Raw genomic sequence first — 10,781 nt, forward strand, 5'->3', positions numbered from 1 at the left:
TGGCGGACGAGGTCGGCGTGGACCCGGTGCTGCTGGACCGCCGCCCCGCGGAGGTCTCGGGCGGGCAGCTCCAGCGCGCCTGCCTGGCCCGCGCGCTGGCACAGGAGCCCCGGTATCTGATCGCCGACGAGGCCACCGCGCACCTTGATCCGCTGAGCACGGTCGCGATCGCGCGCGCACTGCGTCGGCGTGCCGACAGGGGGCTGGGCGTCCTGGCGATCACCCACGATCTGCGACTCGCCCGCAGCTGGGCCGACGAGGTGAGGGAGTTGGGGGTGTGACGCCGTCGAGTTCGAGCTGCGATTCGGTGGTGGCGAGGGCGGGTCACCCTACGCCGGGGCGGCCACGTCTGCGGAGTCGGCTGCTCCTGTGCTCATCGGCCCCACTCTCGCCCTCCCCCGAGACCGGATCGCGACCAATCCCCTCTGGACATCACCGGGCCACAGGCGCACAATCCTAATCATGTTAGGCACGCCGAATCGCGATAGGTCGGCCGAACGACGTGAGGCCACCCGGCGGGAGATCATCGATGCCGCGTGGGACGTGGCCCGTGAGCAGGGGCTAGCCCAGCTCACCCTCCGCGACGTCGCGGCCCGGGTGGGCATGAAGGCGCCGTCGCTGTACTCCCATGTGGACTCCAAGAACGCCATCTACGACGCGATGTTCGCCCAGGCGTGGACCGAATGCCTCGAGGTGATGCTCTCCCTCGACGAGCGTCCCCCGACCGGTGCCCGGGGCACCGTCCGGCTGTACGCGCGGGCGTACTTCGACTTCTGCGTCACCGACCTCGCGCGCTTCCAGCTGATGAACCAGCGCACCATCCCCGGCTTCACCCCCAGCCCGGAGGCCTACGCGCCCGCGGTGCTCGTGCTCGACGGCCTGCGTGAGCGGTTCGCGGCGATCGGGATCACCGACCGCGAGGACATCGACCTCTACGTGGCGGTGGTGGGCGGCATGGCGGACGCCCAACTCGCCAACGACCCCGGAGGCGACCGCTGGGCCCGGCTGGTCGACCGCGCGATCGACATGTACCTCGACGACGTCGGCATCCCGACCGACGCCCCGGTCACCACCGCACAGGAGGACACACCGCCATGATCACGACAACCGGGCAGCACCGCTCGAAGAACGACCCCCGACAACCCCGACTGGCCCGGGATGTCGCCGGGCGTCTCGCCGAGACCGAATACGACCGGGTGGCCGAGATGCTCGAACGGCTCACCCCCGACCAATGGGGCGCCCGGACCGACTGCACCGAGTGGGACGTGCGCGCGATGGCCGGGCACATGCTGGGCATGGTCCAGATGCTCGCCAGCTGGCCGGAGATGGTCCGCCAGCAGCTGGCCTCCGGCAAGCGGGCCAAGCGCGAGGGGTGCCTCCCTATCGACGCGATGACGGCGCTCCAGGTGGAGAAGAACGCCGGCCTGTCGACCGAGCAACTGATCGCCGAGGTCCGTCGATCGGCCCCCGGGGCCGCCAGGCATCGGCGACGGGCACCGGGCGTGATGAGGAGGCAGGCCATGGAGGACAACGGCGAGTGGTGGTCCATGGGCTACCTCTTCGACGTGATCCTCACCCGCGACCCGTTCATGCACCGCATCGACATCGCCTCCGCGACGGGTGTCGCCATGACGGCGACCCCGGAGCACGAAGGGGTGATCGTCGACGACGTGGTGACCGAGTGGGCCGGTCGGCACGGCCAGGCCTTCGACCTGGAGCTCACCGGCCCGGCGGGCGGGCGCTGGCAGCACGGTGGGCACCCGGGCGCCGGAGAGAACCTCACCATGGACGCGTTCGAGTTCTGCCGCGCCCTGAGCGGCCGGAGGCCGGTGGAGGGACTGCTGCGGACCCAGGTCCCGTTCTGATCGGGGGTCGCGGTCTCAGCCGCGTGACGACGCGGGAATCGTGACGGTGAAGCGGGACCCGTGTCCGGGGCCGTCGCTGGCCGCGCTGACACGGCCGCCGTGGGCCTCCACGAGCGCACGGGTGATCGTCAACCCGATCCCGCTGCCGCCGGAGTGTCGGCCGCGGGCGGTGTCCACGCGGTAGAAGCGGTCGAAGAGATGGTCCAGGTGGTGGGCGGCCACACCCTCGCCGGTGTCGGTGACGGTGACAGAGACCAGTCCGGTGTCGTGCACCCCGGTGCTGACGGTGACGGTGCCACCGGCAGGGGTGTGCCGCAGCGCGTTGTCCAGCAGGTTCCCCAGCACCTGGCCCATGCGGTCGATGTCCACGGTGACCTCGGTGTCGACGAGCTCACGGGCGGTGAGCTCCACTCCCTTGTCCGCGAACCGCTCCCGGGCGGCATCTGTCGCGGTCCCCACCAGCCCCGCGACGGTGGTGGGGACCGGATGGAGACGGGTCAGGTGCTCCTCGACAGCAGAGACGGCCACGATGTCCGACGCCAGGCGCTCGAGCCGGCGGGTGGCCCTCCACAACACCTCCCTGGTGTCGTCGTCGTAGTCCCGCACGCCATCCTCGACGGCCTCGAGGTAGGAGTCGATCGTGGCCAGCGGGGTGCGCATCTCGTGACCGAGGTCGGCCAGCATCCGGCGTCGCGAGGTGTCGGTGGCGCCGAGTCGCCGGGCGAGCTCGTTGACGCTCGTCGCCAGGTCGTCGAACTCCCGCCCCAACTCGGGGCTCGCGACCCGCGTGTCGTAGCGTCCGCCGGCGATCTCGACGGTCGAGGTGGTCACGACGGCGACGGAACGCTGGACCCTCCGGGTGAGGTACCAGCTCGCCAGCAGCGCCAGGAGCACAGCGACGCCCACCGCCAACCCCAAGGCCAGGACGATCGAATCCGTGAACGCCTCCTCGACGTGGGCGGCCTCCGCGGAGTCATGGTCGATCCCGGCCTGCCCCAGGTGGTCGTGGAAGATCTCCGGCGCCAGCACCGAGGCGACGAGCCACGCGCTCCCCGCGCAGCCCACCACCACCCCGGCCATCACCAGCAGCAACCTCGTACCGAAGCTCGCCCGGGCACGCCGTCCGCGCCGCACCTCGCCACTGCCACCGACACGGCCGCCGACCCCGCCGCTCACCGCCCGGCCCCCATCCGGTAGCCCACGCCGCGGACGGTGCGGACGTAGCGGCCCAGCGTGGCATCGTCGCCGAGCTTGCGGCGCAGGTGCGCGACGTGGACGTCCACCAGGTGGTCGTCGCCCACCCAGTTCGGGCCCCACACCGTCTCGATCAACTGGGAGCGGGTGAACACGACACCCGGGTCTCGGGACAGTGCGGCGAGCAGGTCGAACTCGGTGCGCGTCAGCGCTACCGCCTCACCATCGACGCTCACCTCACGACCGGCGACGTCGACGGTCAGAGCCCCGATCCTCCGCGGAGGCGCCTCCACCGCGCTGCCGCCCGCGGACCCGGTGGCGACCCCCGCGTCGTCGAACCCGGTCGCCGGCCCCCGAGGTCGACGCATCATCGCCTGGATCCTGGCCATGAGTTCGCGGGGGCTGAAGGGTTTGGTCACGTAGTCGTCCGCGCCGACGGACAACCCGATCAGCGTGTCCACCTCATCGGTCCGCGCGGTGAGCATCACGACGTACGCGTCGGAGTGGGCCCGGATCCGCCGACACACCTCGACCCCGTCCAGGCCCGGTAACCCCAGGTCCAGGACGATCACGTCCGGGTCCACCGTCCGGGCCAACGTGACGGCCTGGACCCCGTCGCCGGTCACGGAGACCTCGAATCCGTCGCGCCGGAGGTAGGTGGCGACCAGGTCGGCGAGCGACTGCTCGTCGTCGACGACCATGGCACGCAACCCCGTGGGATGGCGCGTGCCGGAACCGGGAACACCGGCCTGTCCGGGGTCGACAGGGGGGTGGGTCATGGTCCCATCATCGCGCTCCACCGGGGGATCCGCCGCCCCCACGACAGCCTTGACCAAACCTTCATGTGACCTCCATCCCGCCGGTCGGGTCCGACGGGCAGGATGGTCACGATCAGTCCGGGCGCCCCGTGGCTCCGTTCGAAAGGACCTCGACGATGACCAGCAGGATCCTCCTCGCGGCCGCAGCCGTGGCCGTTCTCACGCTCTCCGCCTGTGCCGATGGCGGCGACGACACGACGGCCGCGACGCCGGCCACGACCACCACCGCCGAGGACGGCGCTCCCGCGACGGCCGAGGAGGGGGCCTCCGGCGAGCACTCCGCCGCCGACGTGCGGTTCGCGCGGATGATGATCCCGCACCACGAACAGGCCATCGAGATGAGCGACATCATCCTGGCCAAGCAGGACATCCCCGACGACGTCCGAGCCCTGGCCGAGGAGATCACGGCCGCTCAGGGTCCGGAGATCGAGCAGCTCAACCGGTGGCTCGAGGAGTGGGACGAGCCCGGAGCGCACCACGACGGGCACGCCGGCCCCGGCGCAGGTGACCACATGGGTGATCACATGGGTGACGCCGGTGAGATGCGCATGATGGACGGCATGCTCTCGCCGGAGGAGATGCAGGAGCTGGTCGACTCCGAGGGCACCGACGCCGCGCGCTTGTTCCTGGAACAGATGATCGTCCACCACGAGGGCGCGATCGACATGGCGCAGGACCAGGTGGAGGACGGAACCCACCCGCAGGCGGTCGAGCTGGCCCAGACCATCATCGACACCCAGCAGCGGGAGATCGACCGGATGCGGGAGATGCTCGCCGGGCTGTGACGGTGAGATGTGCCGTGCCAACCGGGAACCGCCCGGCCGTGCGCGGACGTGGCCTGCTCGCGGCGGCCCGACGACCTGTGGGCCTCCGTCGAACCGGACCGGTTGCGTCAGAGCGAACCCACCGGCGACCTCGGGGAGACGGCGCTGCCGATGCCTGCTGACGAGTTCTCCCTCTCCGTGGCGCCATATCGGACCTTCACGCACGACGGCTTCTTCCACAGCATCACCACGTGCCTCGGTGACCTCGGCGGCGAGACCGTGCATGTGACCGTGACGGACGGGCCGACTGCCGTAACCGTCCACCGTCCGCCGCAACGCGGCCGCCGCGGTCAGTCGCAGCCGACGTAGTCGGTCCCGCCACAGTCGCACGCGGCTCGGTCAGGTCCAGACACGCGCGGCGCCACCACACTTGACATGACAGCGACCAAGTGTCTACTTTAAAAGCGTCTTCATAACTGTGACGGAAGACACCTCAGGATCGCCCGATCCATCCCCTTCCCTAAGGAAACCCCCATGCGTAAATCTGTGCTGGTCGCGCTCGGCGCGGCCACGATCGTCGCCCTCCCCGCCGCCGGCGCCGCCTCGGCCCAGGCGAATCAGCAGGAACTGAACTTCACCGTCACGGCCGCCCAGAACGGCGGCCTGTCGGTGAACACCGGTGGGCCGGTGAGCACCCTCGGACTGGCGTCCAACGGGGGGTCGGCCTCGGGCTCCCTCACCGTGTTCAGCATCACCGACACCCGGGGCACGACGAACGGATGGAACGCCTACCTGGCGCTCACCGACTTCGTGCACACCCAGGACGCCACCGCGGTCATCCCCGCCACCAAGGCGACCTACCACCCCCCGTCCTCCGCCCTCGGGCTGGTGTTCGGAGGAACGGCCAACCGGGCGGCCGCGGACATCCCCCTGAAGAACGACGACACGCTCATCATGACCCGCACCCAGCGGACCCTCGCCGCACCGCTGGAGACCGCCACGATCCCGAATCTCAACGCGATGACCGTCGACCTCTCGGGCACGGTGGCGATCGGTCAGTACAAGGCCACGCTGACCCTGTCCGCCCTCTGAGTCACCCCTGCCACATCGCAGTTACTGGACACGTGTCCAGTAACTGCGATGTCGTCCCCCTACGAGTCGAGAGCTGATCCCGATGCGTTCTCTTTCGCGGCTGATGGTGGCCCTGATGATGGTGGTCCCGCTCGGCCTGATCGCCATGCCCGCACAGTGGGCCCACGCCCAGCCGAACGGCGGCCCGGTCGATCCCACGGGATCCATCCGGATCTCCCTGATGGACATTCCCGCGGACCGGGTGGACGACCCGCGGGCGAGGTCCTACATCGTCGACAACATCCCTCCCGGGGAGTCGATCTCGCGCCGGGTGCAGGTGACCAACGACACCGGCGCCCCGGCGACTCTCGACGTCTACGCGGGGCCGGCCGAGATCCGGGACGGCGCCTTTGTCCCCCGGCCGCGTGGAGAGACCAACCCGCTCTCCTCGTGGGTGGAACTCAGCGCGGACGAGGTGACGCTGGACAACGGCCAGTCCGCCGAGGTGCTCGTGACCATCACCGTCCCCGAGGACGCGCCCGAGGTCGAGCAGTACGGCGCGGTCTGGGTGTCGACCAGGCCCGCCGCCGCAGAGGGCGAGGAGCAGATCCAGCAGGTGTCGCGGGTCGGGGTGCGGCTCTATGTGTCCGTCGGCGAGGGCAACGGTCCCCCGTCGGACTTCCAGATCGAGAGCCTCACCCCGCAGCGCGATGCCGAGGGCAACGCCGCGGTCGCGGTGCGGGTGCAGAACACCGGCGGCAGGGCCGTCGACGTCTCCGGGACCCTGACCCTGGGCGACGGACCGGGGGGCCTGACCGCCCAGGCGGTGTCCGCCAGCACGCTGACGATCCCCCCCGGCGGCGGCGACGAAGTGATGTTCGTGATCCCGTCCAGCGTGGAGTTCCCGGCCGGCCCGTGGCAGGCCACCGCGGAGCTCGAGAGCGGGTGGGCGCAGCACTCCATGAGCTCGGAGATCACCTTCCCCGACCAGGGTGTCGGAGAGACGAGCAACGGCGACGGAGGGTGGTCGATCGGGCTGTGGGGCGCACTGATCGCGGGACTCCTCGCGGCGACGGCGCTGGCGCTCATCCTCCTGCGCCGTCGCTCCTCGGGCGGCGACGAGCGCCCCGCGGAGACGCACTGATGGTCGTGAGGGCGGCGGCGGTCCTCGCCGTCACCGCCGCCGCCGTCACCGTCGTCGTCGTGGCGTCCACTGTCGGACCGGCTGCCCCGTCGTCCGCGGCCCCGGCGGACACCTCCACCCTGATGTTCGAGGTGGTCGACGGGACGAGCGGCGACCTGCACATCGCGGTCGCCGCGGAGGGTGGCCTGGCCCTCCCCGTCGGCAGCGGCGTCTCCGAGGTGACGCTCGCCGACACCGCGGTCATCGACAGCCGCGGGGGCGGATCCCGCGACTGGAGCGCGTCCGTCGCCGCCACCGGTCTCGCTCGGGGACCATCCCTCTCGTACAGGGTCGTCTCCCCCACCGGACCCGGAGCGGTGACCAACCGGATGCCGGACTGGACGCCGGTGGGCGCCCCGCGGGACGCCCTCGCGGTGAGCGGGATCGTCGTGCCCTCCGCATCGTGGAGATGGACGCCCCGGGTCAGGGTGGACAGGGCAGTGCCCGGCCTCGGTTCCACCGGCCCCTCCGCTCCCGGCCGCGGCGCGTTGATCACCTCGGCGTTATGACGACGACGATGAGGCCCGTCACCATCCGAGGGCACCTCGCCCCGCGTCTCGTGGCGTTCCTCGCCGCCGTGCTGATCGCGTCGGTCGTGCTCGCCGCCGCCTCGCCCACACCCGCCCTCGCGCATCAGAGACCGTCACCCGGCGCGAGCCCGGGCACGATCTCGATCGGACTCAGGAGCGCTCCGCCGACGCCGTCGAACGACCCCAGGGCACATCGGTACATCGTGGACCATCTCAGCGCTGGGGCGTCGACCACTCGTCGACTCGAGGTGGGCAACCACACCGACTCCCCGCAGAGGATCGAGGTCTACGCCGGGCCTGCCACGGTGCAGGGCGGGTCGTTCCTCCCCGAGTCGCCCGGGGAGTCGAACGCGCTGACCCGGTGGATCCACCTCGACAGATCGGTGCTGAACCTGCTGCCCGGCCAGTCGGCGATGGTCACCGCGACGATCACCGTGCCCGCCGGGGCACCCGATGCCGAGCAGTACGCGGTGATCTGGGCATCCCACACCTCCGCGGCCCCGGGCGGGAACGCGGTGGGCACAGGAACGGGCTCGTCGGGGTCGGCGGTGTCGGGCTCGCTCGGGTCGCCCGGGTCCTCCTCGAGCGGCTCCGGTGCGGGCGAGACCGGCCTCGACCAGATCTCGCGCGTCGGGGTCCGCGTGTACCTCTCCACCGGAGCCGGCGGCGCGCCCGATTCCGGATTCGAGATCCTCGATCTGCGGCCTGTCTGGGCAGCGGTCGGCGTCGCCGCATTCCTCGCGACGGTGTCCAACACGGGACACAGGGCGGTGGATGTGGCCGGGACACTCGATCTCACCGACGGACCCGGCGGGCTGGCGACCCCTCCCCTCGCGTCGGAACCCGCCACCATCGCGCCCGGTGAGACCGCCGAGATCCGCTTCCCCGTCTCCGAGGCCATCCCGCTCCCCTCCGGGGAGTGGACGGCGACCGTCGATCTGGCGAGCGGGACCGAGAAGCAGACGACCGCGCGCGAGTTCGCGGTCCCCCCGGTGGGCGACGTCACCGCCTCGGGCGGCTCGCCCGAGGCCACCACCGCGCCTGTTCGTCCCCTGGGAGCAGGTGCGGCGCTGCTGGTGCTCGCCGCGCTCCTGCTGCTGCTCTGGTTCCTCGTCGGCAGGCGCAGGAGGGGCGAGGGCTCCTCGGGGTAGACCCCGACCATCCGGTCGCGCGCACTGCGGGGGACCCCCCATTTATCCCCGGATTCGCAGCGCAGCCCGATGTGACCAGGCCGTGCCCGCGATTAGGGTGACCGGCGAAACCGGCCGGGTCACCGGCCCCGCACATCGTGAATCGAGCCGCCATGAACGAGCAGACCCCCTCCCGCTCCGACGACTCCTCGGACGCCGGGTGGGACCACACCACGGCGACCACGACTCAATTCGCCCCCGTGGAGCGGTACCCAGGGGAGCACTTCCCTCCCGAGCGCTACCCGACAGAGCGGTTTCCGACCGAGCAGTTCCCCCCTGTGCCGCCCACCGAGCTGTATCCCCCTGTGCCGGCGACCGACCAGTGTCCGACCGTCCCGGCCTCGGAGAACGTCGAACGGCTCGCCCACGACGGTGGTCTGCCCTACGGAATGACCCCCGCGGCGCCGTACCGGCAGGGCACCGAATTCGTGCCCCATCATCTGGCGTCGCCGACGGCCGGGCAGGGGTTCGGCGACCCCGCCCGGTTCCAGCAGTACACGGCTTACGGAATGCCGGCGCAGGGAATCATGCCCCACCCGTACCCGATGCAGCAGACGGTGTTCGTCACCCACGGCGGCGGCAGGCGGGTCAACCACCCGCTGCACCTGATCCTGACCATCCTGAGCTTCGGGCTCTGGCTCCCCGTCTGGGCGGTGCTCGCGATCGCCAATTCCTAGAGGCCGGGCCGACGCCGGCGCCGAGCCTGGAACACATCGCTCAATCCCGTTATCATCGTCGAATGACGATCGATGCCGGGGTTGCGCTGTTCCGCAGCCTGTCCGACGGAACCCGGCTGGCGATCATCCGCCGGCTCGCGCGCGGTGAGACCCGGGTCGCCGACCTGGTGGCCGAGCTCGGGTTGGCGCAATCCACGGTCTCCGCCCACGTCGCGTGCCTGCGGGACTGCGGGCTCGTGGAGGGGCGACCGCAGGGCCGGCAGGTGTTCTATTCGCTCGCCCGTCCCGAGTTGATGGAGTTGCTGGCCTCCGCCGAGACGCTCCTCGCCGCGACCGGGTCGGCGGTCGCGCTGTGCCCCAACCACGTCTCGTGAGCGACGCGTGCGGGTGCGGCCCCGATGACCCTCCGGCCGGGGACGGTGAGAACCGCGGTCCGGAACACCTGTGGCAGGTCACCGAGATCCGGGCCGCTGCCGCGGCCGGATCACTGCTTCTGACGGGACTGCTCCTCGGCCGGACCGTCGGGCCCCACCCGGCCGAGTTCGTGCTGTACGCGGTCGCGCTCCTGGTCGCGGGCTCCACGTTCGTCCCGTCGACTCTCCGACGCCTGGCGCGGGGCAGCATCGGCGTGGGCACGCTCATGACCATCGCGGCCACCGGCGCGGTGATCCTCGGCGAGGTCGAGGAGGCCGCCCTGCTGGCGTTCCTCTTCGCCATCAGCGAGGGGCTCGAGGAGTATTCGGTCGCACGCACCCGCCGAGGCCTGCGCTCCCTGTTGTCGCTGGTTCCGTCGACCGCCACCGTCCTCCGCGGCGGGCGCGAGCTGCGGGTCGGGCCCGACGACCTCCGTCTGGGCGAGGTGATGATCGTCCGACCGGGCGAGCGGATCGCCACCGACGGCACGATCCGCGTCGGCCGCACCGCCCTGGACAACTCGGCGATCACCGGCGAATCGGTCCCGGTCGAGGCCGGTCCGGGGGACGAGGTGTACGCGGGGTCGATCAACGGCAGCGGCGCCCTGGAGGTCACGGTCACCGCGGAGGCGCGGGAGAACTCGCTGGCGAGGATCGTCCAGATCGTCGAGGCGGAACAGTCACGCAGGGGCCAGGCCCAGCGGCTGGCCGACACCGTCGCCAGGCCCCTGGTCCCGGGCATCCTCGTGGCCGCCGCGCTGATCGCGGTGGTGGGGAGCCTGTTCGGCGACCCGCAGGTGTGGATCGAACGGGCCCTCGTCGTCCTGGTGGCGGCCTCGCCCTGCGCCCTGGCGATCTCTGTGCCCGTCACCGTGTACGCCGCCGTGGGTGCGGCCAGCCGGTTCGGTGTGCTGGTCAAGGGCGGCGCCGCTCTGGAGGCCCTCGGCCGCATCCGCGGAATCGCCCTGGACAAGACCGGCACCCTCACCCGCAATCGTCCCGTCGTCGTCGAGATCGCGACCGCGGACGGGGTCTCCGGGGCGGAGGTCCTCGCGGTGGCCGCCGCCCTGGAGGTC

14 protein-coding genes are annotated in these 10,781 nt (G+C 71.3%); 12 read left to right on the top strand and 2 right to left on the bottom strand.

Going from position 1 to position 10,781, the window contains the following annotated elements; all coding sequences use genetic code 11:
• From G6026_RS16095 to G6026_RS16105, 3 genes are all read left to right on the top strand, one after another.
• On the top strand, window positions 1-281 hold a 281-nt coding region (locus G6026_RS16095), incomplete at its 5' end, for an ATP-binding cassette domain-containing protein (RefSeq protein WP_182613757.1).
• A gap of 181 nt (window positions 282-462) precedes the next feature.
• Entirely contained in the window at window positions 463-1,098 is a 636-nt protein-coding gene (locus tag G6026_RS16100) for a TetR/AcrR family transcriptional regulator (protein WP_107757214.1), read from the top strand.
• Entirely contained in the window at window positions 1,095-1,865 is a 771-nt protein-coding gene (locus G6026_RS16105; RefSeq protein ID WP_107757215.1) for a maleylpyruvate isomerase family mycothiol-dependent enzyme, read from the top strand. The genes G6026_RS16100 and G6026_RS16105 overlap by 4 nt, the downstream gene beginning before the upstream one ends.
• Before the next feature lie 15 nt (window positions 1,866-1,880).
• On the opposite strand, the gene G6026_RS16110 is transcribed toward G6026_RS16105, so the two are convergent.
• A complete protein-coding gene (locus G6026_RS16110) occupies window positions 1,881-2,945 on the bottom strand; it encodes a HAMP domain-containing sensor histidine kinase (RefSeq protein WP_182613765.1) in 1,065 nt (354 codons plus the stop codon).
• Window positions 2,946-3,037: 92 nt separating this feature from the next.
• Window positions 3,038-3,760, bottom strand: coding sequence for a response regulator transcription factor (locus tag G6026_RS16115; protein WP_107758200.1), 723 nt, complete (start codon window positions 3,758-3,760; stop codon window positions 3,038-3,040).
• 233 nt (window positions 3,761-3,993) lie between these two features.
• Here G6026_RS16115 and G6026_RS16120 point away from each other — a divergent pair, with 233 nt between their 5' ends.
• From G6026_RS16120 to G6026_RS16160, 9 genes are all read left to right on the top strand, one after another.
• The gene (locus G6026_RS16120) at window positions 3,994-4,662 is read left to right on the top strand and encodes a DUF305 domain-containing protein (RefSeq protein WP_107758201.1); all 669 of its coding nucleotides are present in this window, start codon (window positions 3,994-3,996) and stop codon (window positions 4,660-4,662) included.
• A 48-nt stretch (window positions 4,663-4,710) separates the two neighbouring features.
• Window positions 4,711-5,010, top strand: coding sequence for a CueP family metal-binding protein (locus G6026_RS16125; RefSeq protein ID WP_309230219.1), 300 nt, complete (start codon window positions 4,711-4,713; stop codon window positions 5,008-5,010).
• Between the two features lie 165 nt (window positions 5,011-5,175).
• A complete protein-coding gene (locus tag G6026_RS16130) occupies window positions 5,176-5,733 on the top strand; it encodes a hypothetical protein (protein ID WP_182613759.1) in 558 nt (185 codons plus the stop codon).
• Between the two features lie 82 nt (window positions 5,734-5,815).
• A complete protein-coding gene (locus G6026_RS16135; RefSeq protein WP_182613760.1) occupies window positions 5,816-6,856 on the top strand; it encodes a hypothetical protein in 1,041 nt (346 codons plus the stop codon).
• A complete protein-coding gene (locus G6026_RS16140; RefSeq protein ID WP_182613761.1) occupies window positions 6,856-7,404 on the top strand; it encodes a hypothetical protein in 549 nt (182 codons plus the stop codon). The genes G6026_RS16135 and G6026_RS16140 overlap by 1 nt, the downstream gene beginning before the upstream one ends.
• On the top strand, window positions 7,401-8,576 hold the full coding sequence (locus G6026_RS16145; RefSeq protein ID WP_206682038.1) for a hypothetical protein: 1,176 nt from the start codon (window positions 7,401-7,403) through the stop codon (window positions 8,574-8,576). The genes G6026_RS16140 and G6026_RS16145 overlap by 4 nt, the downstream gene beginning before the upstream one ends.
• A 152-nt stretch (window positions 8,577-8,728) precedes the next feature.
• The gene (locus G6026_RS16150; protein ID WP_182613763.1) at window positions 8,729-9,292 is read left to right on the top strand and encodes a hypothetical protein; all 564 of its coding nucleotides are present in this window, start codon (window positions 8,729-8,731) and stop codon (window positions 9,290-9,292) included.
• A gap of 62 nt (window positions 9,293-9,354) precedes the next feature.
• Window positions 9,355-9,666 carry a metalloregulator ArsR/SmtB family transcription factor gene (locus G6026_RS16155; RefSeq protein ID WP_107757221.1) on the top strand — a complete coding sequence of 104 codons (312 nt, stop codon included), beginning with the start codon at window positions 9,355-9,357 and terminating at the stop codon, window positions 9,664-9,666.
• Window positions 9,663-10,781: HAD-IC family P-type ATPase (locus G6026_RS16160; RefSeq protein ID WP_182613764.1), on the top strand; the 1,119-nt coding region annotated here is incomplete at its 3' end. The genes G6026_RS16155 and G6026_RS16160, both read left to right, overlap by 4 nt.

This window comes from Dietzia sp. DQ11-38-2 (assembly GCF_014145055.1).
GTDB lineage: Bacteria > Actinomycetota > Actinomycetes > Mycobacteriales > Mycobacteriaceae > Dietzia.

Bases quoted from the DNA above. Each gene is read 5' to 3' on its own strand.
- G6026_RS16100 (WP_107757214.1), top strand. From the start codon at position 463: ATGTTAGGCACGCCGAATCGCGATAGGTCGGCCGAACGACGTGAGGCC.
- G6026_RS16105 (WP_107757215.1), top strand. From the start codon at position 1,095: ATGATCACGACAACCGGGCAGCACCGCTCGAAGAACGACCCCCGACAA.
- G6026_RS16110 (WP_182613765.1), bottom strand. From the start codon at position 2,945: ATGGCCGGGGTGGTGGTGGGCTGCGCGGGGAGCGCGTGGCTCGTCGCC.
- G6026_RS16115 (WP_107758200.1), bottom strand. From the start codon at position 3,760: ATGGTCGTCGACGACGAGCAGTCGCTCGCCGACCTGGTCGCCACCTAC.
- G6026_RS16120 (WP_107758201.1), top strand. From the start codon at position 3,994: ATGACCAGCAGGATCCTCCTCGCGGCCGCAGCCGTGGCCGTTCTCACG.
- G6026_RS16130 (WP_182613759.1), top strand. From the start codon at position 5,176: ATGCGTAAATCTGTGCTGGTCGCGCTCGGCGCGGCCACGATCGTCGCC.
- G6026_RS16135 (WP_182613760.1), top strand. From the start codon at position 5,816: ATGCGTTCTCTTTCGCGGCTGATGGTGGCCCTGATGATGGTGGTCCCG.
- G6026_RS16140 (WP_182613761.1), top strand. From the start codon at position 6,856: ATGGTCGTGAGGGCGGCGGCGGTCCTCGCCGTCACCGCCGCCGCCGTC.
- G6026_RS16145 (WP_206682038.1), top strand. From the start codon at position 7,401: ATGACGACGACGATGAGGCCCGTCACCATCCGAGGGCACCTCGCCCCG.
- G6026_RS16150 (WP_182613763.1), top strand. From the start codon at position 8,729: ATGAACGAGCAGACCCCCTCCCGCTCCGACGACTCCTCGGACGCCGGG.
- G6026_RS16155 (WP_107757221.1), top strand. From the start codon at position 9,355: ATGACGATCGATGCCGGGGTTGCGCTGTTCCGCAGCCTGTCCGACGGA.